Origin of the sequence: Campylobacter sp. CFSAN093226, assembly GCF_012897595.1 — a bacterium.
GTDB lineage: Bacteria > Campylobacterota > Campylobacteria > Campylobacterales > Campylobacteraceae > Campylobacter_D > Campylobacter_D jejuni.
Map to the genome: position 1 here is coordinate 1,512,711 of NZ_CP040608.1, position 23,650 is coordinate 1,536,360.

Consider the following 23,650-nt stretch of genomic DNA (forward strand, 5'->3'; position numbering starts at 1 on the left):
CTTATATTAAAAAATATTTTTTAAAGTTTTAATTTTTTATGATTAAATTTATAAAAAAGATCACTTTGATGGGTTATAAATATATAAGAAATATTATTTTTTTGCTGATAGTCATATAAAAAAGTTAAAATTTCTTTAGAAGTTTTAATATCAAACGCTGAAGTAATTTCATCTAAAATCAACAATTTAGGATTTAAAACCAAAGCACGGATAAGACCTACACGTGTGGCTTCTCCTCCGCTTAACTCATAGGATTTTTGTTCTAAAATTTGTTTTTTTAGACTAAAAAAATCAAAAAATTCTAAAATCAAGTCATCATTCTTTTGTAAATTAAAATTTTCCAAACCATCTTGTATAAGATTTTTGATTTTTTTATAAGGGTTTAAAGCCATTTTTTGATCTTGAAAGCAATATTGAATTTGCTTTCTTAAAAGTCTTTGTTTGTTTTTATCAAGCTTGTGTAAGTTAAGATTTTCATACCATACCTCACCCTCACTTGGATCTTCTAAAAAACAAAGAATTCTAGCTAATGTGCTTTTACCTGCACCACTTTTACCTAAAATTATTAAATTGTCATTTTCATTTAAAGAAAAATTGACATTATCAAAAATAATATGTCTTTCTTTTTTTAAATACCAATGCTTTTTAAGCTCATAAAACTTACTTAAATTACAAACTTTAAGCATTATAATACCTTAAAAACTCATCTAAGCTATATAAATTTGAACTATTTTTTTCTAGCATAAGAATTTCATCTGCTAAAGAATTTACCAAATTTAAATCATGAGTGATACAAACTAAGGCTGTAGTATTTTTTAATTCTTTTAAAATCGATATAATCTTAGAAGCGTTTTCTTTATCCAAAGAAGCTGTGATTTCATCACAAATTAAAATTTGGGGTTGATTTAATAATGCCAAAGCTAGGCTCACCCTTCTTGCCATACCCAAACTTAATTCATTAGCATAAGAATGCCACAAACGATCAAGATTTTCAAATCCTAATTTTTGAAAATAAGAAAAAGCGTAATCTTTTATTTCTTTTTGTTTTAATTTTGTATGAGTTTTTAAAACAAGATGACATAAATTTCCAATATCCAAATAAGGATAAAGACTAAGCTCTGCATCTTGCAAAACAAGTGCCACTTTAGAACGAAAATTTCTAAGCTCTTCTTTATTAAAATTAAAAATACAAGAATTATGAAAACTTAATTCATCAAAACTTATTGTGAAATTAGAATCTAAAAGTCTTACCAAAGCTTTTCCTAACAAACTTTTGCCCACTCCACTTTGTCCTAGTATCATTAAAGTTTTGCCTGTTTTTATATCTAAATTAATATCCTTAAGTAATAAATTATTCTTCAAACTGATATTTAAATTTCTTACCTTCAAGATCTTATACCCCAAATTTTTTGTAAAAAATTACCCAACCATAAAAGAGGTAAAAACAACAAAAGCAAGCTTAAAAGTGGAAAAAGTATCATCCACCAAGCGCCTATAAAAACTGCTTTTGAAGACTCACTCAAAAGAGTACCTAAAGTTGGAATTTCAAATCCTAAACCCAGTCCAAAAAAACTCAAAGTAGCTTCTGTGGCTATAGCATGAACGATATTAAATATAAAAAGTGTAAAAATCAGTGTTTTTAAAGCAGGTATTAAATCTTTAAAAAAAGCTCTAAATTTAGTTCTTCCAAGCACTATATTTGCTTTGTAAAAATCTAAATTTTCAAGTCTTTTTAATTCACTTTCTATAATTCTTGCTATGAAACACCAATGAATTAAAGCGATTAAAAAAATCATCAAAAACACATCAGAAGTTATCATACTTTGAAAAAACATCATAAGTAAAAAAGCAGGCAAGGCTAAAAAAAACTCTAAAATACGCATCCAAAAAACATAAAAAAAACATCGCGCTAAAAACAAATAGCACAAAGCAAAGATAATAGACAATAAAGATCCACCAACACCTATAATCAAAGAATTTCTCAAAGCAAAAAGCAAACGAGAAAACAAATCTCTGCCTAAAAAATCAGTCCCTAAAATATAAGTAAAATTAGGAGCTTGATGCAAATTTTCTAAATGAGTGCTTAAAATATCAAAAGAAGCTAAAAAAGGTGCAAACAAGGCGCATAAAAACAAAAAAATTAAAGGCGCAAGAATGATAAGAAATTTAAACAAAATCAAGCCTTCTTAATCTAGGATTTAAAATCCTAGCTACAATATCACTTAAAAATGTAAAAAATGCTGCAAGCAAAACACTAAAAAATATAAGCGCAAGCACAATAGGATAATCTTTAAAAATAATACTTTTAAAAAGTAAAGATCCAAGCCCCTTGTAAGCAAAGACACTTTCTACCACATAAGTTCCCATCATAAAACTTAAAGCACTTCCCCCAAAATAAGCCACAATAGGACTTAAAGAATATTTCAAAACTAAAAAATAAATATCTTTCTCCCTTAAAGCCCTAGCGTATAAATTTTGAATAAAAATTTGAGAAAAACTTTCATTGATAAAATTTCTAGCAATCCTTAAAAATAACGCCAAATGTGATAAAACGAGCACCAAAACAGGCAAAATCAAATGCTCTAAACGATTTAAAAAATCATCTTCAAAGCCTATATCACTACTTCCCATAACAGGCAAAATTTTCCAAAAAATTCCAAAAATCAAAACAAACAATAAAGCCAAAACAAAAGGAGGTAAAGCAAAAAAATTAAAAGCTAAAAAAGTGATGATTTTATCTATAAAACTTTCTTTATAATAATATCCCAAAAGTGCCAAAAAAACACTGAGCAAAAATAAAAGCATTAAGGCACTAAAACCCAAAATAAAAGTATTAAAAATTCTTTCTTTTATAAGCTTTAAAACACTTTCTCCACTTAAAAAAGAAACCCCTAAGTCCCCTTTTAAAGCCTTAAAAAGCCAAATTTTATACTGCTCTAGCAAAGGCTTATCAAGCCCTAAATTTTGTTCTATTCTTTGAACAAATTCTTTACTTTGTGAATTAACTCCATTAGCATAAGCTATACTGCCTTTACTAAAATGAAGTAAAACAAAACATAAAAAAGTGCTAAAAAATGCTATGAAAATACTAAAAACTAAGCGTTTTAGCACTATTTACTCCACTCATAAACATTCCAAGTAAAACCCACTCCATGATGACCTAAAGTCCTTGTTTTGATACCTTTTAAATCTTTATTATAAACTAAAGCAAAATCAAGATAGGCTAAGAAAATAAAAGGAGGATTTTCATACAAAGCATCTATAAAATCTTTATAATATTTTTTTCTCTCTTCTAAATTTGAAGTATTTCTTGCTTTTTGCAAGGCTATATCCACTTTTTTATCATGATAATGTCCAAAATTCCAACCCTCATCATTTAAAGCACTATCTTGCGAACTTTCAAATACCCTAAAAGTGTGAAAATCAGGATCTAAAGGACTTCCCCAGCCTATTAAAAAACTATCTACTTTAGAATAATCAAAACTTCCAGCAGGTTTAGCCACCACCTTGCTTACAACTCCTATTTTTCTAAATTCGCTTTGCAAAATTCCAGCTAAACTTACCCTTAAAGGATCATTGCTCATCGCCCAAATTTCAAATTCTAAAATTTTCCCATCTTTTTCAAAATTTCCATCTTTATTTTTCTTAAAACCTGCACTCACAAGCAAATCCTCGGCTTTTTTAGGATCATATTTGTAAATTTTAAAATTCTTAGAATTTGCCCAAGAACGCTCTAAAGGGTGATTAGCTACAAAAGCATAATCATGTAAAAGATTTTTTACTATACTTTCTTTATCGACTGCGTAATTTAAAGCTTGTCTTACTTTTAGATCTTTTAAAAATTCATTATCTAAATTAAACATTAAAGCCCGATAATCAGCCGATTTTTCACGCAAAATTCCAAAATTTTCATCATTTTTAAAAATATTTAGCAAAGAAACATCGATTAAAGCTGCGTCTATCTTGCCATTTTTAAGCTCAGCACTAGCTATAGAAGGATCAAAAATGTGTTTTATAATAAGTCTTGGAGTTTTTACCTTATCAAGATAAAAATGTTCATTGGCTTTAAATTCAACATATTCACCTTTTTTCCATTTTACAAATTTATAAGGACCTGTACCTATAGGATTTTGATTAAAAGAGCTTGTGTTTAAATTCTCATTTTCAAGCAAATGTTTAGGAAGCATTCCTATGCTTAAAGCATCTAAAAATGCAGGATAAGGTTTAAAGAGTGTGATTTTTACATGAGAAGGATTTAAAATTTCCACACTTTTAATGTCTTCAAAATTGACATAAATAGAAGAATTGTTTTTAGGATTTTTAAAGGCTTCTATACTAAATTTCACATCATCAGCACTAAATTTGACTCCATCATGCCATAAAACATCATCTCTTAAAAAAATATCATAAACAAGCCCGTCTTTACTAATATCCCAAGACTTAGCCAAATCAGGTTTTAAACTCATATTTTCATCAAAACGCGTAAGCCCTGAAAATACAAGATTAATCACTGCATCATGATCCTCGCTATAAGCAGGATTTATCCTTGCGATTTCATTTTCAACTGCTATAATAAGTGTATCTTTTGGAATTTTAGCCTCAAGATTCAAAAACAATAAAAATAGTAAAACAAACCATCTAAGCACTTGTAACTCCTCAAATTTAAAATTTTAAAGAATTATAAAATAAAAAATAAGAAGCCACAAGCTCTATGGGGGGATAATTTGCTTTAAATTATGGAGTTTTATTTATCAATTAAATTGCTTCACTGCATTCATCCAATAAATACGCTATATGCTGCCAAGATATACCCGTAGCATCGCTTAATCCTATCTCGCAAGTGCTTGATGTACTAAACCCGCGCTTAATATTTGTTTTGGCATAAAATTTTTTAAAGCCTTTTGTAGCACTAATATTTAATTGAGGCTTGAAAAAGCCCTTGTATCCAGCAAACCCACAACAATAGGTATCATTATCTATTAATACTTTTCCATTCGTACATAGCTTTGTAAGCTTAATTATATTTTCATTTAAACCAAGCTTTCTAGCAGCACACATGATATATAATCCTACATTCTCATTGATTTTATCAATGCGTAACTTGGGAGCAATAAATTTTAATAAATACTCGCTTAAATCATAAATTTCGTACTTTGAATGATCACTAATTAACTTAGCACTACAAGCACTATGATCTAACACTATGGGTGAGTCTATATTGCTTAAAAAGTCATTGATTTTTTGTATATTTTTATCTTGAATATCTTGAAAATTCTCATAAGCCTTACCACAACATAAATCATTGGGTGCATAAATAATGCCTATATTTGCTTTTTTACACAAGCTTTCAAATACTTCTTGCAAACTTCTTTTATCATGCATTTTTTCATTTGGTTTAAAGCTTTTATTAAGACAGCTTGTAAAATAAACCACATTGCAAACTCTTTTATGACTTTTTAGCTCATAATCATTCACCTTAGGCAAATACGCCCTAGTTCTTGGTATAATGCTAAGAAAATTGCTTGCTTTTTCAAGCTTATTATCAAGACTTAAATTATCAAATTTATTTGCGATACTTAATGAAAATTTAGCAATTTTTAGAGTTTTTTCATGATTTTTATATGCTAGATTTCCTAAAATTTTAGATATAAATCCTATATTATTTTTTCTATATTTTAATGAAAAATCAGCAAAATTAATCCCCAAAGGACATGAAAAAGAGCACACCCCACAAGCAGCACAAGAGCTGTCTACTAAATGATTGTAATATTTTTTAATATCCTTTAATTTTGCTTTTGACTCATCATCATTTAAGCTTTCAAGGCGTTTAATCTCTCGTAAGATCGCAATTCTTTGTCTTGGAGTAATTGTATATTCATTTGATGGACAAAATCTTTCGCAAAATCCACATTCCATACAGGTATTTAATTTCTCATCAATCCAACTGACTTGTTTGATATTTTTCTTATAAATATCTTTATCATCGCTAATGATTACATCGGGATTAAATAAACTATCCTTATCAAAGATACTTTTGATTTTTTTATTGATCAAATAAGCTTGCTTACCCCACTCTACCTCCACAAAAGGTGCCACCATACGCCCTGTGCCGTGTTCAGCTTTTATACTTCCACCATAAGAAGCTACTATATTAGACATTTCTTTAACTAGATTTGAAAAATTATCAAATTCAAGCTTATTGTTTAAATCCGGTGTGATAATAAAATGGATATTGCCTGCTAATGCATGGCCAAAAATGATTCCATTATCACCAAAGCCATATTTATAAAACAATTCTTGAATGCTTTTAATTCCATCGGCTAAATCCTCGATATTAAAACACACATCTTCAGTAATTACCGTTGAACCTGCCTTTCTAAGACTAGCTGCTATAGGCAAGAGTGCTTTTCTAATCTTCCACCATAAATCATATTCGGCCTTATTCTTGCTAAAATATGACTTATAAGCCAGTTTGGAAATTTCTTTTATTTTATTTATATTTTCATCAAGCTTAAGCTCATTACTATGCTCACTTTGGATCAATACACAAGTATTGCCCTCTTTAATATCAGCTAAAATATCTCTTAACTCATCATAAGTTGATGCAGCTTTTAAACTTGCATAGTCCATTATTTCAGCAGAACTTATAAAATCAACTTTAGCAAATTCTTTTATAGTGTTTGCAGCATTATTGATATTATCAAAAAACAATAAAGCACAGGCCTTAAATTCCAAATCATCCAAAACAGCAAGCTTAACTTCGCTTACAAATCCCAAAGTCCCTTCAGAGCCAATAAGCAAGTGTGCTAAAATATCTATTTCATCATCATAATCAACAAAGGCATTAAGGCTATAACCTGTGGTGTTTTTGATTTTAAATTTTTTGATTATTAAATCTTTTAATTCTTTATTGGCATTAATCTCTTCTTTGATCTCTCTAAGTTCATTAATTAATTTTTTATTTTCATCTTTAAATCGAGCCACACTTAAAGCATCGCTGGTATCAAGCATACTACCATTTGCCAAAATCACCCTAATACTTCTTAAGGTTTTATAGCTATTATCCTTAGTTCCACAGCACATTCCGCTTGAATTGTTATTTATAATCCCTCCAATTAAAGCTGAATTTATAGTAGCTGGATCAGGTCCTATTTTTTTCTTCAAAAAAGCAAGACTTTCATTAGCATGAATGCCTACTACACCGCATCCTAAAGTAATTTCGTTAGCGTCTTTGTTAATTTTTATTTTTTTAAAGGCAAATTTAATCACTACAAGTACTCCATCACAAGAGCTTTGTCCACTTAAACTTGTACCTGCTGCTCTAAATGTTATAGGAGTTTTATAAGTATTTGCTAATTGAATAATTTGCTTAATTTCATCTTCATTTTTAGCAATAATCACTATTTTTGGAATATAAAAATAACACGACGCATCAATGCCATAAGCATAGCATCTAGCATAATCATTAAAAATTCTATCCTTAAAAATATACTTAGCCTCTTTATAAAAAGCTTTAAAATTTGCCATAGTCCCTCTTTTTAATTTATTATCAATTATATAATTTAATAATTTAAAGATAATTTTAAATTTATATTTTTGAGCATAATTTTAACATAAGTCAATTTTTTTCTCCTTTTTAAGATATAAAATATCTCTTTTACAACAAAAAGGAGAAACTATGACAAAAGAACAAATTCAAATCATCAAAGATTGTGTGCCTATTTTGCAAAAAAATGGAGAGGATTTAACCAATGAGTTTTATAAAATAATGTTCAATGATTATCCTGAGGTAAAACCTATGTTTAATATGGAAAAACAAATTTCAGGAGAACAACCAAAAGCTTTAGCAATGGCGATTTTAATGGCGGCTAAAAATATAGAAAATTTGGAAAATATGAGAAGCTTTGTTGATAAAGTTGCCATAACTCATGTTAATTTAGGAGTTAAAGAAGAGCATTATCCTATAGTTGGAGCTTGCCTTTTAAAGGCTATTAAAAATCTTTTAAATCCTGATGAAGCCACTCTTAAAGCTTGGGAAGTTGCTTATGGAAAAATTGCTAAATTTTATATCGATATAGAAAAAAAGCTCTATGATAAATAATATAAGCCCATTTTGGGCTTTAATCAAATTTTTCTACTAAATTTTTAGCTAATTCCTTTATATTCTCACCCTTTAATTCGCTGATTTCACCATTTTGAGCCAAGAAAATTCTATCAGCACTATCAAAATATGCATCATCATGTGTGATAGCAAAGATTGTTTTACCTTGCTCTTTTAGCAAAGGTAAAAGTTTTTTATAAAAAAATCTTCTAAAAACAGGATCTTGATCAGCCGCCCATTCATCAAGCACTAAAATATCCCTTTCTTCAAGCAAGGCTATAAGCATAGCTAAACGCTTTTTTTGCCCTGTAGAAAGTTTGGTTAAGGTCAGTTCATTATCTTTGACACTTGTTTTATTTTTAAGTTCTAAAAACTCCAACCAAAAAGCAATTTTTTCTTCGCTTGCAAAATTTTCTTTATTTAAGGTTTTAGTAAAAAGATGAAAATCGCTAAAAACAGCAGAAATAAGAGATCTATACTCATCTAAATTTTTATCATCTATAAGCGTATCATCAACATAAATTCCGCCTTTGCTTGGCTTAAAAAGTCCTGTCAAAAGCATACAAAAAGTGGATTTACCACTTCCATTTTTACCTATTAAAAATACCAATTCACCTTTTTTAAGTTCTATATTTACAGGATTTAAATGAAAATTTTCTTCATAAGCAAATTGAGTATTTCTAAAAGAAATTTTTTTCCATTCACTGATATAATGTGTTTTTTTAAAACCTTCTATATAATCATCTAATTCCAATTTTGCGATCTTATCCAAAGCGATTTTTGCCAAAAGCAAAGTAGGAAAAGATCCTATCATAGATACTAAAGGGGTTCGTAAAAACAAAATAGAAAGAGCTATAGTTGTAGCATCTGCAACACTTGCCCATTCAAATTTTAAAGCTAAGTAAAACTCTACACCCACTAAAGCCAAAAGAGTTACATTTGTCCAGTTGTTTGAGAGATTGTTAAAAAGATTACCTAAAGTACTATTTTTCTTTTTCAATCTTGCATTATTTTCAAATTCATCTTCATAATAAAGCTTGGCTCTATCACGATTGATCAAAAGTTCTTTATGTCCATCTAGTATATTTTGGTAATTATTTTGCAAAGCATCATCATTTTCCCTTGCCTTTCTAAAATACTGATATACTTTCATCATCAAAAAATTATTAGTAATAAAAATAACCATAATCCATACCACACACAAAGCAAAAATTTGTGGTGAAAGATAACATAAATAAACACTAGTGCATAAAATCAATATACTTGATTGTAAAAAATCAGGCAATCTTAAAAGCCCAAAAGATATATTTCTCACATCACTTCCCAAAGAAGCTAAAATTCTAGCCTTACCTACTTTAGCGACTCTTAACAAAGGGGTGTCTAAGATCTGCTTTACTACGCGCCTTTGCATTTTAAAAATAAAATTTTGTCCAAAAATACTAAGTCCAAGTTCAACTATGGTAGAACTTATAAAAAAAATCAAAAGCAAAACAATAAAATAAAAAATAGGAATGTTTTGTGCATTTTTAAGCAAATAATCATTGATAAAAACAAGAGTTAAAACTCCAACAGCGCTTGTAATAAAAGAAAAAAGCAAAAAAGAAATCAACTTTAATTTATTTTGCTTAAGTAATTCCATAATAAAAGGCATTTATAAACTCCAAAATATAATTTTAATTATAACATTTTAAGAGTGATTATCAAAATTTTATTTTATCTTTTACTATAAAAACAGCACAAATAGCCAATAACGCTAAAAAAATCATATATATACTCATACCATATAAAAATGGATTTTCATTTTTACTCGCAAGTGTATTAAGCCAAAAAACGAGTTGCGGAGTAATACCGCCTGAAATTGCATAAGAAATATTATAAGAAAAAGAAATTCCTGAAAATCTTATTTTAGCTCTAAAAACTTCACTCATTAAAATAGGTGCGAACACATTAATCCCACCTAAAAAACAAATAATCGAATACAAAATACACACCAAAACCAAATTTTTAAGCTCATATAAAGCATAAAAATATAAAAAAGAAAAAAATACAAAAGTTAAAGAAAAGAAAATGCAAATTTTAAATAAACCAAATTTATCTACAAGATAACCCATAAAAGCCCCGCCTAAAGCTATTCCCAAAATTCCTAATATCTGTAAATAACTTCCTTCAACCCCACTTAAATTTAAAATACTAGGCATAAATTTAGGCATCAATAAAACAAGCACAATAACACAACCTGTTAAAACCCAAGTCATCATCATTGATGAAAATAAATTTTTTACAATATCCTTTTCTTTAAATAAATCTTTAAGCGGAAAAGAACTAAGCGATGATTCTTTTTTCATTTGTTTAAAAACAGGAGTTTCTTGCAAAAATCTACGCAAATAAATAGAAATAATCCCAAAAATTCCACCTACAAAAAAAGCAATACGCCAAGCATAAGCAGCAATTTCTTCTATGCTAAAAAAAGCATTAATGATTAAAAATACTATACTTCCTAACAAAATTCCTAAAGCCATAGCTGAATTTAAACAGCTTAAAAAGAAAGCTTTTTGTTTTTCTTGACAATACTCTCTTACAAAAACCCAAGCTCCAGGCAATTCTCCACCTATAGCTATGCCTTGAAAAATTCTTATAAGTATCAATAAAACAGGAGCTAAAAACCCAAGAGTTTCATAACCTGGAATAAAAGCTAAGACAAAGGTAGGAAGAACCATTAGTAAAATACTTAGCATAAACATATTTTTACGCCCAAATTTATCTCCAAAATGTGCCATAACTATACCACCCAAAGGACGTGCTAAATATCCAGCTGCAAATGCTCCATAAGTATTTAATAAAGCCCAAAATTCACTCATATCTTTAGGAAAAAATACATTGGCTATATATTCAGCAAAAAAGACAAAAATAATAAAATCATAAAATTCTAAAGTTCCTCCTAGTGAAGAAAGTCCTAAGATCTTAATTTCCTTTGTTCCAAATTTTGATTTTCTCATTGATTAATTACCTTAAATTTTAAAAACATTGTTTTTATTATACTATAATCATTTCCAAAATATTATCTAAAAATTTAAGGATAAATATGTTTAATTTTATAACCACTCTTTTAAAAACCAATCTTTATTTTTTAGAAGAAAAAACCACAAGCAAAAATTCAAATCAAACCCATATAATCTCACTTAAACAGTCTGATGATGAATTTTTAAATTTATTATTTTCTTTTTTAGTGCCACAAAGCGATGAAGATAAGAATTTTATAGAAAAAACTCGCACAAAAATCAAAAGAAATGAGCATAATATTGTTCTGATAAAAAATCCAAATTTTAATGCTTTAATAGACACAGGGTTTTTAGATACTATTGACACATTAAAAGAAAAATTACATATCCATAAAACCGATTTTAAAGATATCACTCATATTATCTTAACACACGCACATCCTGATCATATAGGTGCTTTAATGAGCGAAGAAAATCTTTTTCCAAAAGCTCAAATTTTAATTGATAAAAAAGAATATGATTTTTGGATCAAAAGCGATAGACAAGAAATTAAAAACACCTTGCTTAAACTTAAAAATATAGAATTTATCGATCATTCCAAAGATTTGATCTTTCAAAATTCAGGCATTAAAGCCATACCTGCTTACGGGCATACCCCAGGTCAAAATGCTATCATAATTGATGATAAAATAGTCTTTTGGGGAGATTTACTTCATCTTTATGATATACAAATCCCAAAACCTAAAATCGCTATAAAATTTGATATAGATCAAAATGAGGCTATACAAACAAGGGAAAAACTACTTAAAGAATTTAAAGAAAGAAAACTCAAAGTTATAGGGACTCATGTGCCTTTTATCAAACCTAAATTTTTAGATTAATTACTTAAAAATTACTAAAAATTAAGTAAAAATTTTAATAATTTTTGCTAAAATTATAGCCTTTTTATTTCATGAAAGGAGAAAATTTTGGCAAAAGATGATGTAATTGAAATTGATGGCACCGTACTTGAAGCATTGCCTAATGCAAATTTCAAGGTTGAACTTGACAACAAACATGTAATTTTATGTCATATTGCAGGAAAAATGCGTATGCATTATATAAGAATAATGCCAGGTGATAAAGTAAAAGTAGAACTTACACCTTATAGTCTTGATAAAGGGCGTATAACTTTTAGATATAAATAATCTAAGTTATTTAAAAGCTAATTTTAGATAAAATTAGAGTTTTTGCGACAAATTACATCGAACTATATGAAGAAGTATTTTTAAAATCCACCACTTATTTTGAAAATAGTTGGTTATTCATAAAACCTGATGTAGTCGTAAATCAAGTGGAATTCATTCAAGGAGACGCTCATGAAAGTGAGACCATCGGTTAAAAAGATGTGCGACAAATGCAAAGTAGTTCGCCGTAAAGGCGTGGTTCGCATTATTTGCGAAAATCCAAAACATAAACAAAGACAAGGATAAACATGGCTCGTATTGCAGGTGTGGATTTACCAAAGAAAAAAAGAATTGAGTATGGACTAACCTATATTTATGGTATAGGACTTTTCACTTCAAGAAAAATTCTAGATAAAGTAGGAATTTCTTATGATAAAAGAGTTCATGAGTTAAGTGAAGATGAAGCAGCAGCTATCCGTAAAGAAATTCAAGAAAACTATATGGTTGAAGGGGATTTGAGAAAACAAGTTGCTATGGATATTAAAGCACTTATGGATTTAGGAAGCTTTAGAGGTTTAAGACACAGAAAAGGCTTACCAGTTCGCGGACAAAAAACAAAAACAAACGCAAGAACTAGAAAAGGTAAGAGAAAAACTGTTGGTGCAAAATCATAAGGATAAATCATGGCAAAAAGAAAAATCGTAAAGAAAAAAGTAGTTAAAAAAAATATAGCAAAAGGTATTGTTTATATCAGTGCGACTTTTAACAATACTATGGTTACAGTAACTGATGAAATGGGAAATGCTATCGCTTGGAGTAGTGCAGGTGGTTTAGGATTTAAAGGTTCTAAAAAATCAACTCCTTATGCAGCACAACAAGCAGTAGAAGACGCTTTAAATAAAGCAAAAGAACACGGAATTAAAGAAGTAGGCATTAAAGTACAAGGACCAGGAAGCGGTAGAGAAACTGCTGTTAAGAGTGTAGGTGCTATGGAAGGAATCAAAGTAACTTTCTTAAAAGATATCACTCCATTAGCTCACAATGGTTGCAGACCGCCTAAGCGTCGTCGTGTCTAAGATATAAGAAAAATTTAGGAGAATATTATGGCAAGATATAGAGGACCAGTAGAAAAATTAGAAAGACGCTTTGGTGTTAGCTTAGCATTAAAAGGAGAAAGAAGACTAGCTGGCAAAAGTGCACTAGATAAACGCCCTTATGCACCAGGACAACACGGAGCAAGAAAAGGTAAAATTAGTGAGTATGGACTTCAATTAAGAGAAAAACAAAAAGCTAAATTTATGTATGGAGTAAGCGAAAAGCAATTCCGTCGTTTATTTGCTGAAGCAGCAAGAAGAGAAGGAAATACAGGGGTATTACTTATCCAACTTTTAGAACAAAGATTAGACAATATAGTATATAGAATGGGTTTTGCTACAACACGTCGTTTTGCAAGACAACTTGTAACACATGGACATGTTTTAGTAAATGGTAAAAGAGTGGATATTCCTAGCTTTAGAGTAGAAGCAGGTGCTAAAATCGAAATTATCGAAAAAAGCAAAAACAATCCTCAAATTACAAGAGCTATCGAACTTACAGCACAAACTGGAATCGTTGCTTGGGTTGATGTTGAAAAAGATAAGAGATTTGGAATTTTCACAAGAAAACCTGAAAGAGAAGAAGTTGTCATTCCGGTTGAGGAAAGATTTATCGTTGAGCTTTACTCTAAATAATAGGGGCTAAATATGAGAAATATTACAACATCTGCTTATACGCCAACAGAATTTACAATAGAAAACATTAGTGATACTGTGGCTAAAATCAGTGCTTGGCCTTTTGAGATCGGCTATGGAATCACCCTAGCCCATCCTTTACGCCGTTTACTTTACACTAGCACCATAGGATATGCTCCAACTGCGATTCATATTGATGGCGTAGCTCATGAATTTGATAGCATGCGTGGTATGCTTGAAGATGTAGCACTTTTTATCATTAATCTAAAAAAACTACGCTTTAAAATTAAAGGCGACTCAAATAAAGAAATAGTAGAATTTAGCTTTAAAGGCTCAAAAGAAATTTACGGCAAAGATCTAAATAATGATCAAGTAGAAGTAGTAAATAAAGACGCCTATCTAGCAACAATCAACGAAGATGCTGAACTCAAATTCACATTGATCGTTGAAAAAGGTATTGGCTATGTACCAAGCGAAGAAATTAAAGAGCTTATAAATGATCCTAAATTTATAGCTTTAGATGCTTTCTTTACACCTGTAAGAGAAGCAACCTATGATATTGAAAAAGTTTTATTTGAAGATAATCCTGATTATGAAAAAGTGGTTTTAACCGTAACAACTGATGGACAAATCACTCCAAATGAAGCTTTTCAAAATGCTCTAGAAGCTATGTATAAACAATTATCAGTATTTGATAAAATTACCAATGTTAGAAGTGTAATTAAAAATCAAGCAACAAGCAATGAACTAGAAAATACTAAATTATTGCAAAACATTACAGATTTAAATTTAAGTGCTAGAAGTTATAATTGTCTTGAAAAAGCAGGAGTGGTTTACATAGGCGAGCTTGCTTTGATGAGTGTAAGTGAACTTGCAGGGCTTAAAAATTTAGGTAAAAAATCTCTTGATGAAATTAAAAACATCATGGAAAGCATAGGTTTTCCTGTGGGAACTTCTAAGCTTAGCGATAATAAAGAAATACTTAAAAATAAAATCGCAGAATTAAAAGCACAAAACGAAGGATAAAGAATGAGACATAAACATGGATATAGAAAACTTGGCAGAACTTCATCTCATCGTGCTGCCTTATTAAAAAATTTAACTATAGCTTTAGTAAATAGCGGAAAAATCGAAACCACTCTACCAAAAGCTAAAGAATTAAGAGGTTATGTAGAAAGATTGATTACTAGAGCAAGACTTGGAGATTTTAACGCTCATAGAGCAGTTTTTGCTTCATTACAAGATAAAAACGCTACCAATAAACTAGTAACTGAAATTGCTCCAAAATTCAAAGATCGCAATGGCGGATATACAAGAATCATCAAAACAAGAATTCGCCGTGGTGATGCCGCTGAAATGGCTTTCATCGAATTTGTAGCTTAATCAAATCCTAGCTTTTGCTAGGATTAATACTTCAATTAAATATCCTAAAAATAAAAAGTTTTAAATAATTATTTTAAATAAAATTAAATTTATTTATTTTCTAAAACCCTTGCTAAAAATTCAACTACTTATGCTAATATAAGTTTTTAATTTTTAATTTCAAGGATATGTTATGCAAGAAAACACTCGTTTACGCATTGCGATACAAAAATCAGGTAGACTTTCAAAAGAATCCATAGAGCTTCTTTCAGAATGTGGTGTTAAAATGCATATCCATGAACAAAGCTTGATCGCTTTTTCTACAAATTTACCCATAGATATTTTACGCGTTAGAGATGATGATATCCCTGGGCTTATTTTTGATGGGGTTGTAGATTTAGGCATTATAGGGGAAAATGTTTTAGAAGAAAATGAACTTGAACGCCAGTCTTTAGGAGAAAATCCAAGCTATAAGCTTTTAAAAAAGCTAGATTTTGGATATTGCCGTCTTTCTCTTGCCTTACCTCAAGAAAATAAATTTCAAAATTTGAAAGATTTTGAAGGCTTAAGGATAGCTACTTCTTATCCACAACTTTTAAAGCGTTTTATGAAAGAAAATGGGATTAATTATAAAAATTGTACGCTTACAGGTTCTGTTGAAGTAGCCCCTAGGGCAAATTTAGCCGATGCGATTTGCGATCTTGTTTCAAGCGGGGCAACTTTACAAGCAAACAATCTTAAAGAAGTTAAAGTCATTTATGAATCTCGTGCTTGTTTGATTCAAAAAGAAAATGCTTTAAGTAAAGAAAAACAAGCCTTAGTGGATAAAATTATGTTGCGTGTAGCAGGAGTAATGCAAGCAAGAGAATCTAAATACATTATGCTTCATGCTCCAAAAGAAAAGCTTGATAAAATTCAAGCCCTACTTCCAGGAGTTGAAAGACCGACTATCTTACCTTTAGCACACGATGAAAAAAATGTAGCTTTACATATGGTAAGTAAAGAAAATCTTTTTTGGGAAACCATGGAGGCTTTAAAAGAAGAAGGTGCGAGTTCGATTTTAGTTCTGCCTATAGAAAAAATGTTAAAGTGAGTAAAAAATGCAAATTTTAGTATATGATAATTTGGATGAAAAACAAAAAGAAGAAGCGTTAAAACGCCCTGCTATAAGTGCGAAAGATGAAATTTCAAAAATAGTAAGTTCTATCATTAAAGAAGTGCAAGAAAAAGGCGATAAAGCTTTGATAGAACAAGCTTTGAAATTTGATAAGGCTGAAATTTCAAAGATTAAAATCACTCAAGAAGAAATCACTCAAGCAAGCAATCGTTTAGATAAAGATTTACAAGAAGCTATTTTAGTGGCTTATGAAAATATCAAAAAATTTCACGAAGCCCAAATCCCACATGAAATCGCTCTTGAAACTACAAAAGGCGTTAAATGTGAAGTTTTAACACGCCCTATAGAAAAAGTAGGACTTTACATACCAGGGGGTTTGGCACCTTTGTTTTCAACGGTTTTAATGCTAGCTATTCCTGCAAAAATTGCAGGTTGTGAAAAAATCGTTTTAGCAAGTCCTGCAAAAATCAATGATGCTGTGCTTTTTTGTGCTAAGCTTTGTGGCGTGGATGAAATTTATCAAATGGGCGGTGCAGGAGCTATAGCAGCTTTGACTTACGGTACCCAAAGTGTTTTAAAGGTGGATAAAATTTTTGGCCCAGGAAATGCCTTTGTAACCGAAGCAAAACGCCAAGTAAGTAGTGATATAAACGGAGCAGCTATTGATATGCAAGCAGGACCTAGTGAAGTTTTAGTCATAGCTGATGATTTAGCTAATGAAAAATTTGTAGCTAGTGATTTGCTTTCACAAGCTGAACATGGTGCAGATTCTCAAGTGATTTTAGTGTGTTTAAGTCAAGATTTTGCTAAAAAAGCAAGTGATGAAGTCCAAAGTCAATTAGAACTTTTGCCTCGCAAAGAACTTGCAAGCAAAAGCATTGCTAATTCACGCATTATCATAGCTAAAGATTTAAATCAAGCCTTAGAAATTTCAAATCTTTACGCCCCTGAACATTTGATCATACAAACTCAAAATCCACGAGAACTTTTAAAAGGTGTAAAACACGCAGGATCAGTATTTTTAGGAGCTTATTCCCCAGAGTCTATGGGTGATTATGCAAGTGGGACAAATCATGTTTTACCTACTTATGGACTTACTAAAACGCATTCTAGTTTAGGTTTGGCAGATTTTAGTAAAAGAATGACCGTTCAAGAGTTAAGTAAAGAAGGTTTTTTAGCTTTAGGTAAAAGTGTTGAAATTTTAGCACAAAATGAGCATTTAGACGCGCACAAAAATGCAGTAACTTTTCGTTTAGAAAGCTTAAAATGAGTCAAAAAATCCTTTTTATAGATAGAGATGGCACTTTAATAGAGGAGCCAAAAAGCGATTTTCAAATCGATACTCTTGAAAAATTGCGTTTTGAAAAAGATGCTATTCCCACTCTTTTAAAACTAAAAAAATTTGGATTTAAATTTGTTATGGTAAGCAATCAAGACGGTCTTGGAACACCAAGTTTTCCAAAGGAAAATTTTGAAATCGCTCATGAAAAAATGCTTGATATTTTAAAAAGTTGCGGTATAGAATTTCAAGATATTTTTATTTGTCCGCATTTTGAAAATGAAAATTGTGCTTGCAGAAAACCTAAAACCGCTATGTTAGAAGAGTATATCAAACACGAACTTTATGATAAGGAACAAAGTTTTGTTATAGGAGATCGTGAGAGTGATATGATCTTGGCTTCAAATTTAGGCGTGCGTGGTTTAAAATACGGCGAACTTTCTTGGAAAGAAATAGAAAATGAAATTTTAAGTTCTTTTAGAAGCGCGAGTTATCAAAGAACTACTAAAGAAACAGATATAAAAGTAAAGGTATGCTTAAATGGGGGTAAGGTTAGCATTAAAACAGGTATTGATTTTTTTGATCACATGTTAGAGCAAATCGCTGTACATGGAGGTATAGGGCTTGAAATTTCTTGTAAAGGAGATTTGGAAATCGATGAGCATCATAGCGTTGAAGATGTAGCCTTAGCACTTGGAGCTTGTATCAAAAAAGCTTTAGGGGATAAAATCGGCATTGCAAGATATGGTTTTGCTTTACCTATGGATGAGTGTTTGGCAAGTTGTGCAATGGATTTTTGCAATCGTCCCCATTTAGTCTATAAAGCCAAATTTAAAAAATCTCATTTAGGGGCTTTAAGCACAGAAATGATCGAGCACTTTTTTTATTCTTTAAGCTATGCTATGGGCGTGAGTTTGCATTTAAAAGTTAAAGGCAAAAACGATCATCATAAAGCCGAAGGGCTTTTTAAAGCCTTTGCAAAAGCTTTGAAAATGGCAGTAAAAATAGAAAGTGAAAATTTAGCCAGCTCTAAAGGAGTGATATGAAAATCATCATCATCGATACAGCCTGTGCGAATTTAGCATCTTTGAAATTTTGTCTAGATAGATTAGGTTTTAATGCAACTATCAGTAGGGATTTAAAAGAGCTTGAAAGTGCGGATAAGCTTTTTTTACCTGGAGTGGGTACCGCAAAAGAAGCAATGAAAAATTTAGAACAATTTAATCTTATTGATTTTATTCAAAATACCAAAAAACCTTTGCTTGGTATTTGTTTAGGTATGCAAATTTTAGGAAATTTTTCTGAAGAATTAAATCAAGAAACCTTAAAACTCATAGATTTTACAACTCAAAAATTTAAAGCTAAAGAAGGCTTTACTTTTCCACATATGGGATGGAATGAAGTTTATAGCTCTCATGCTTTGTTTAAAGGCTTAGAAGGGGCTTATTTTTATTTTGTGCATAGTTATTGTGTAGGACTTGGGAAATACACTATAGCAGATTGTGAGTATTCGCAAAAATTTAGCGCAAGCGTAATGAAAGATAATTTTTACGGAGTGCAATTTCACCCTGAAAGAAGTAGCGAGGCTGGGGAAATTTTAATTTCAAATTTTATTAAGGATATAGGATGACTCAAATCATACCCGCACTCGATCTTATAGATGGCGAAGTGGTGCGTCTTGTAAAAGGGGATTACGAACAAAAAAAAGTATATAAATACAATCCCTTAAAGAAATTTAAAGAATACGAAAAAGCAGGAGCGAAAGAACTTCATCTTGTAGATCTTACAGGTGCAAAAGATCCTAGCAAAAGACAATTTGCTTTGATAGAAAAATTAGCCAAAGAAGTCAGTGTCAATTTGCAAGTAGGTGGAGGTATACGCTCTAAAGAAGAAGTTAAAGCTTTGCTTGATTGTGGAGTAAAAAGAGTAGTTATAGGATCTATGGCAATTAAAGATGCGACTTTATGTCTTGAAATTTTAAAAGAATTTGGTAGTGAAGCTATAGTTTTAGCCTTAGATACGATTTTAAAAGAAGATTATGTTGTGGCTGTAAATGCTTGGCAAGAAGCAAGCGATAAAAAGCTTATGGAAGTTTTAGATTTTTATAGCAATAAAGGCTTAAAACACATACTTTGCACAGATATTTCAAAAGATGGTACCATGCAAGGAGTAAATGTAAGACTTTACAAACTTATCCATGAAATTTTTCCTAATATTTGCATTCAGGCAAGTGGTGGAGTAGCGAGCTTAAAAGACCTTGAAAACTTAAAAGGAATTTGTAGTGGGGTTATCGTAGGAAAAGCTTTATTAGACGGAGTTTTTAGCGTAGAAGAAGGGATAAGATGTCTAGCAAATTAAGCTACAAAGAACTTACTTTAGAAATTTTAAAACAAAGTGACAGACCTTTAAGTGTTAATGAAATTTGGCAAAAAGCTCTTGAACAAGGCTTAGATAAAAAGCTTTCTAGCATAGGACAAACTCCAATTGCTACTTTAGGGGCTAGGATATATGTTGATATAAAAGAATTGCAACACAATTCTTTGTTTATCAAAGCTTCCCAAAAACCTACAACTTTTTGGCTAAAAGAAAGAGAAAATGAACTTTTAAAGCTTGATAATAAAAATGAAATTACTAACGAAAAACAAGAAAAAAATAAATTTCATGAAAGAGATTTACACCCCTTGCTTGTAAAATTTTTATATGAAAATTTAGATTTTAATTTAAATTGCAAAACAATTTACCATGAACAAAGCAAAAAGGGTAAAGGCGGGGAAGATAAGTGGAATTATCCTGATATTGTAGGGGTTTATTTTCCTTATGATGATTATGAAAAAGAGACCATAACACTTTTAGAAAATATCAAACAAAATAGTTATAAGCTTTTTTCTTTTGAACTTAAAATTGCTTTAAATTTTTCAAATTTAAAAGAATGCTATTTTCAAGCTGTAAGCAATTCTAGCTGGGCAAATGAAGGCTATTTGGTTGTTTTACAAGAAATTGATAGCGAAGTTTTAAGTGAGTTAAGACGCTTAAATCAAAGTTTTGGCATAGGAGTGATAAAACTTGAAAAAGATATTTCAAATTCTCAAATTTTAATTAGTGCAAAAGAAAAAGAACTTGATATTCAAACACTAAATATGCTGATCAATAAAAATCCAAATTTTAAAGAATTTATTGATGATATAAACAAACAAATTAAAGTGGGCAAAGAAGCAAAAATTCAAGCTAATTTTGATGAAATTAAAAGCGATGAAGAAATGGAAAAATATCTTAAAGAAAAATGTATTTTGGAGAAATAAATGCTTACAAAACGCATAATTGCATGTTTAGATGTCAAAGATGGCAGAGTAGTAAAAGGAACACAATTTAAAAACCATAAAGATATGGGAGATATCATAGAGCTTGCTAGGTATTATTCTCAAAATGGTATTGATGAGCTTGTTTTTTATGATATTGCTGCAAGTGCTAGAAAAGAACGCATATCAAGAGAATGGGTAAGTGAAGTAGCAAAAAATATCAATATTTCTTTTTGTGTTGCAGGGGGTATTAAAAGCGAAGAAGATGCAGCTGAACTTTTGGCTAATGGGGCAGATAAAATTTCTATCAATTCTCCTGCTTTAAATGATCCAAGCCTAATCACACGCCTTGCTAAAAGCTTTGGCGTGCAATGCGTAGTAGTAGGGATTGATAGTTTTAAAGATGAAAATGGAAATTTAAAAGTATTTCAATACACAGGGGATGAAAAAACAAGTAAACATAGTGGAAAAAGCACTTTAGAATGGGTTAAAAAAGTGCAAGATCTAGGTGCAGGCGAAATTGTTTTAAATATGATGAATCAAGATGGTGTTAAAAATGGCTATGATTTAGAACAATTAGAAGCTGTATATAAAATTTGTAAAGTACCTTTAATCGCAAGTGGGGGAGCGGGAAAAATGGAACATTTTTTAGAAGCTTTTAAACTAGGTATAGATGGGGCTTTAGCTGCTTCTGTTTTTCATCAAAAACTTATAGACATTAAAGAATTAAAAATTTATCTTAAAAATCAAGGCTTAAGTATAAGGATATAATATGCAAAATTTCAAAGAACTTAATGAAAAAATCGCTTGGCAAAAAGTGGATAATCTTTTACCTGTCATCATCCAAGATGCAAAAACTTGCGAAGTTTTAATGCTAGGCTTTATGAATAATGAAGCCTTAGAAAAAAGCTTAGAAAGTGGCAAAGTAGTCTTTTTTTCACGCACAAAACAGCGTCTTTGGATGAAGGGTGAAGAAAGTGGAAATTTCTTAAATATCATAGATTTAAGCTTAGATTGTGATAATGACACGCTTTTAATTTTAGCAAATCCTGTAGGGCCTACTTGTCATACGGGCGATATTTCTTGTTTTGAAAAAATTTCTAAAAATGCAGATTTTGTTTTTCTAGCCAGACTTGAAAAACTTATTAATGCACGCAAAAATGCCGATGAAAATACTTCTTATACAGCAAAACTTTTCAAAAGTGGTACAAAACGCATCGCACAAAAAGTTGGTGAAGAAGGCGTAGAAACAGCTTTAGCAGCGACAGTAAAAGATAAAGAAGAGCTTATTTGTGAAGCAGCGGATTTAATGTATCATTTAAGTGTTTTACTTGCAGATGCAAATCTTAGTTTCTCAGATGTGATTTCAAAATTAAAAGAAAGACATAAAGCTTAAAGCTTTATGTAAAATAAATTTATATCAATGCAAGGCTTCATTAAGTTTGACTGCTTTTTTATTTAAAGCTACTATCATAGCACCACTTATAGAATCTTGACGGAAATGTAGCCCATTTAAACCTTTAAGCTCTAAGCCTTTGTAAATTTCTTTATCAAAATTAAAATAAGGATTAAGTTTAGCAAGTTCTTCGGCATCTTTGAGTAAAAATTTCGTTCCTTCTAGCACTGCAATACCTGCATCAACTATACAATTATCCCCTAAAGGAATTCCTGTCACTGAATTAGCCCCTAAAAGACAAGCCTTGCCTACGCTTATAGCATTGCCACTTGTTCCACTTAAAACACCTAAAATCGAAGCTCCGCCACCTACATCAGAACCTTCTCCTACTATAGCACTTGAACTAATACGCCCTTCAACCATACAAGCTCCTGTTGTACCTGCATTAAAATTCACATAACTTGCCCCTGGCATGATGGTTGTTCCTGCTGCTAAAGACGCACCCATTCTTACTTTAGAACTTTCTAAAATTCTTGTATTATCCTCAGGGATAATATGTGCTAAAAATCTTGGGAATTTATCAACAAAATCGATTTTTGGATATTGATTGCTCATTTTTAAACGCATTTCATTTGCTCTTAAATACTCAAGCTCGATAGGCTTATCATCACTCCAAGCTACATTGCTTAAAAGTCCAAAAGCTCCATTTAAATTGATACTTCTTAAAGGTACTTTTTTAGTAGAAAGCAAATAAAGTTTTAGATAAATACTTTCTACACTTAAAGGTTCTTTATCTTCAAAAAGACAAACAAAAGAAAATTCATCGTCTTTAAATTTATCTTTGATAATCTTTAATAAATCAATATTTTGATGCCCATCTTCTTCTAAAAAAGGTTTAAAACAAGAAAGTGCAAAATCAATATCTTCTAATTTCAAAGTTTGCACAAACTCACTCGCATTAAAATCAATCTCCACGCCCCTTTGCATAAAAGCTTCAAGCATGATTGCCGCTGAGCCAAAATTTTGCTCATAGTTAATCAAAGCAAAACTTGCTTGTAAGATTTTATTTTTATTTAACTGTCCTCTATCAAGCCTTGCTATACCAAAAGCTTTAGGTTTTTTATAGCCACTTTTTTGCTCGATTTGTTTGATTAAAAGTAAAAAATCTTCTTTAGTATTAATCATTTTCTTTTCCTTATCCACT

26 protein-coding genes are annotated in these 23,650 nt (G+C 30.5%); 17 read left to right on the top strand and 9 right to left on the bottom strand.

From position 1 onward, the window contains the following. Window positions 1-20: 20 nt before the first annotated feature. From FBF02_RS07680 to FBF02_RS07705, 6 genes are all read right to left on the bottom strand, one after another. The gene (locus FBF02_RS07680; RefSeq protein WP_002851151.1) at window positions 21-686 is read right to left on the bottom strand and encodes an ATP-binding cassette domain-containing protein; all 666 of its coding nucleotides are present in this window, start codon (window positions 684-686) and stop codon (window positions 21-23) included. After that, on the bottom strand, window positions 679-1,389 hold the full coding sequence (locus FBF02_RS07685; protein WP_002869220.1) for an ATP-binding cassette domain-containing protein: 711 nt from the start codon (window positions 1,387-1,389) through the stop codon (window positions 679-681). The genes FBF02_RS07680 and FBF02_RS07685 overlap by 8 nt, the downstream gene beginning before the upstream one ends. After that, a complete protein-coding gene (locus FBF02_RS07690; RefSeq protein ID WP_021034254.1) occupies window positions 1,386-2,180 on the bottom strand; it encodes an ABC transporter permease subunit in 795 nt (264 codons plus the stop codon). The genes FBF02_RS07685 and FBF02_RS07690 overlap by 4 nt, the downstream gene beginning before the upstream one ends. Next, window positions 2,167-3,111 carry an ABC transporter permease gene (locus FBF02_RS07695; RefSeq protein WP_002851293.1) on the bottom strand — a complete coding sequence of 315 codons (945 nt, stop codon included), beginning with the start codon at window positions 3,109-3,111 and terminating at the stop codon, window positions 2,167-2,169. The genes FBF02_RS07690 and FBF02_RS07695 overlap by 14 nt, the downstream gene beginning before the upstream one ends. After that, the gene (locus tag FBF02_RS07700; RefSeq protein WP_002851170.1) at window positions 3,111-4,646 is read right to left on the bottom strand and encodes an ABC transporter substrate-binding protein; all 1,536 of its coding nucleotides are present in this window, start codon (window positions 4,644-4,646) and stop codon (window positions 3,111-3,113) included. Before FBF02_RS07700 ends, FBF02_RS07695 begins: the two co-directional genes overlap by 1 nt. A gap of 109 nt (window positions 4,647-4,755) precedes the next feature. Next, entirely contained in the window at window positions 4,756-7,527 is a 2,772-nt protein-coding gene (locus FBF02_RS07705; RefSeq protein ID WP_002858342.1) for an FAD-binding and (Fe-S)-binding domain-containing protein, read from the bottom strand. 151 nt (window positions 7,528-7,678) lie between these two features. On the opposite strand from FBF02_RS07705, the gene cgb reads away from it, so the two are divergent. Then, window positions 7,679-8,101: a single-domain globin Cgb gene (gene cgb, locus FBF02_RS07710; RefSeq protein WP_002814418.1), complete on the top strand. Its 423-nt coding sequence runs from the start codon at window positions 7,679-7,681 to the stop codon at window positions 8,099-8,101. 19 nt (window positions 8,102-8,120) lie between these two features. Here cgb and FBF02_RS07715 read toward each other — a convergent pair whose 3' ends face one another. After that, a complete protein-coding gene (locus FBF02_RS07715; RefSeq protein ID WP_002851469.1) occupies window positions 8,121-9,752 on the bottom strand; it encodes a multidrug ABC transporter permease/ATP-binding protein in 1,632 nt (543 codons plus the stop codon). A 49-nt stretch (window positions 9,753-9,801) separates the two neighbouring features. Then, the gene (locus FBF02_RS07720; protein ID WP_002851344.1) at window positions 9,802-11,097 is read right to left on the bottom strand and encodes an MFS transporter; all 1,296 of its coding nucleotides are present in this window, start codon (window positions 11,095-11,097) and stop codon (window positions 9,802-9,804) included. Window positions 11,098-11,183: 86 nt separating this feature from the next. On the opposite strand from FBF02_RS07720, the gene FBF02_RS07725 reads away from it, so the two are divergent. The 16 genes from FBF02_RS07725 to hisIE all read left to right on the top strand — a co-directional run bounded on the left by FBF02_RS07725 (window position 11,184) and on the right by hisIE (window position 22,446). Beyond that, window positions 11,184-11,981 carry an MBL fold metallo-hydrolase gene (locus FBF02_RS07725; RefSeq protein WP_002851251.1) on the top strand — a complete coding sequence of 266 codons (798 nt, stop codon included), beginning with the start codon at window positions 11,184-11,186 and terminating at the stop codon, window positions 11,979-11,981. A gap of 87 nt (window positions 11,982-12,068) precedes the next feature. Beyond that, window positions 12,069-12,287, top strand: a complete 219-nt coding sequence (gene infA, locus FBF02_RS07730; RefSeq protein WP_002781436.1) for a translation initiation factor IF-1 — start codon at window positions 12,069-12,071, stop codon at window positions 12,285-12,287. 171 nt (window positions 12,288-12,458) lie between these two features. Beyond that, window positions 12,459-12,572: a 50S ribosomal protein L36 gene (gene rpmJ / locus FBF02_RS07735; RefSeq protein ID WP_002781429.1), complete on the top strand. Its 114-nt coding sequence runs from the start codon at window positions 12,459-12,461 to the stop codon at window positions 12,570-12,572. Between the two features lie 2 nt (window positions 12,573-12,574). Further along, window positions 12,575-12,940: a 30S ribosomal protein S13 gene (gene rpsM, locus FBF02_RS07740; RefSeq protein ID WP_002800121.1), complete on the top strand. Its 366-nt coding sequence runs from the start codon at window positions 12,575-12,577 to the stop codon at window positions 12,938-12,940. A gap of 9 nt (window positions 12,941-12,949) precedes the next feature. Beyond that, window positions 12,950-13,342 (top strand): 30S ribosomal protein S11, encoded by a 393-nt coding sequence (rpsK, locus tag FBF02_RS07745; RefSeq protein WP_002779544.1) that lies wholly within the window; start codon window positions 12,950-12,952, stop codon window positions 13,340-13,342. Between the two features lie 27 nt (window positions 13,343-13,369). Then, entirely contained in the window at window positions 13,370-13,996 is a 627-nt protein-coding gene (gene rpsD, locus FBF02_RS07750) for a 30S ribosomal protein S4 (RefSeq protein ID WP_002851551.1), read from the top strand. A gap of 12 nt (window positions 13,997-14,008) precedes the next feature. Then, entirely contained in the window at window positions 14,009-15,022 is a 1,014-nt protein-coding gene (locus tag FBF02_RS07755; RefSeq protein ID WP_002851403.1) for a DNA-directed RNA polymerase subunit alpha, read from the top strand. Window positions 15,023-15,025: 3 nt separating this feature from the next. Further along, window positions 15,026-15,379, top strand: a complete 354-nt coding sequence (gene rplQ / locus FBF02_RS07760; RefSeq protein WP_002851332.1) for a 50S ribosomal protein L17 — start codon at window positions 15,026-15,028, stop codon at window positions 15,377-15,379. Window positions 15,380-15,551: 172 nt separating this feature from the next. Next, entirely contained in the window at window positions 15,552-16,451 is a 900-nt protein-coding gene (hisG, locus tag FBF02_RS07765) for an ATP phosphoribosyltransferase (RefSeq protein WP_002858407.1), read from the top strand. Window positions 16,452-16,458: 7 nt separating this feature from the next. Continuing rightward, complete coding sequence (gene hisD / locus FBF02_RS07770) at window positions 16,459-17,745, top strand: histidinol dehydrogenase (RefSeq protein ID WP_002858444.1); 1,287 nt, start codon at window positions 16,459-16,461, stop codon at window positions 17,743-17,745. After that, window positions 17,742-18,800 carry a bifunctional histidinol-phosphatase/imidazoleglycerol-phosphate dehydratase HisB gene (hisB, locus tag FBF02_RS07775; RefSeq protein ID WP_002858024.1) on the top strand — a complete coding sequence of 353 codons (1,059 nt, stop codon included), beginning with the start codon at window positions 17,742-17,744 and terminating at the stop codon, window positions 18,798-18,800. Before hisD ends, hisB begins: the two co-directional genes overlap by 4 nt. Continuing rightward, entirely contained in the window at window positions 18,797-19,384 is a 588-nt protein-coding gene (gene hisH / locus FBF02_RS07780; RefSeq protein ID WP_002851270.1) for an imidazole glycerol phosphate synthase subunit HisH, read from the top strand. The genes hisB and hisH overlap by 4 nt, the downstream gene beginning before the upstream one ends. Beyond that, the gene (gene hisA, locus FBF02_RS07785; protein ID WP_002851391.1) at window positions 19,381-20,112 is read left to right on the top strand and encodes a 1-(5-phosphoribosyl)-5-[(5-phosphoribosylamino)methylideneamino]imidazole-4-carboxamide isomerase; all 732 of its coding nucleotides are present in this window, start codon (window positions 19,381-19,383) and stop codon (window positions 20,110-20,112) included. The genes hisH and hisA overlap by 4 nt, the downstream gene beginning before the upstream one ends. Continuing rightward, window positions 20,097-21,053 carry a COG2958 family protein gene (locus tag FBF02_RS07790; protein WP_002851346.1) on the top strand — a complete coding sequence of 319 codons (957 nt, stop codon included), beginning with the start codon at window positions 20,097-20,099 and terminating at the stop codon, window positions 21,051-21,053. Before hisA ends, FBF02_RS07790 begins: the two co-directional genes overlap by 16 nt. Further along, the gene (gene hisF, locus FBF02_RS07795; protein WP_002851492.1) at window positions 21,054-21,821 is read left to right on the top strand and encodes an imidazole glycerol phosphate synthase subunit HisF; all 768 of its coding nucleotides are present in this window, start codon (window positions 21,054-21,056) and stop codon (window positions 21,819-21,821) included. A 1-nt stretch (window position 21,822) separates the two neighbouring features. Continuing rightward, a complete protein-coding gene (gene hisIE, locus FBF02_RS07800; RefSeq protein WP_002851143.1) occupies window positions 21,823-22,446 on the top strand; it encodes a bifunctional phosphoribosyl-AMP cyclohydrolase/phosphoribosyl-ATP diphosphatase HisIE in 624 nt (207 codons plus the stop codon). A gap of 24 nt (window positions 22,447-22,470) precedes the next feature. Here the strand turns inward: hisIE and FBF02_RS07805 are convergent, their stop codons facing one another. Then, window positions 22,471-23,631 carry a 2,3,4,5-tetrahydropyridine-2,6-carboxylate N-succinyltransferase gene (locus FBF02_RS07805; RefSeq protein WP_002851311.1) on the bottom strand — a complete coding sequence of 387 codons (1,161 nt, stop codon included), beginning with the start codon at window positions 23,629-23,631 and terminating at the stop codon, window positions 22,471-22,473. Window positions 23,632-23,650: the final 19 nt, after the last annotated feature.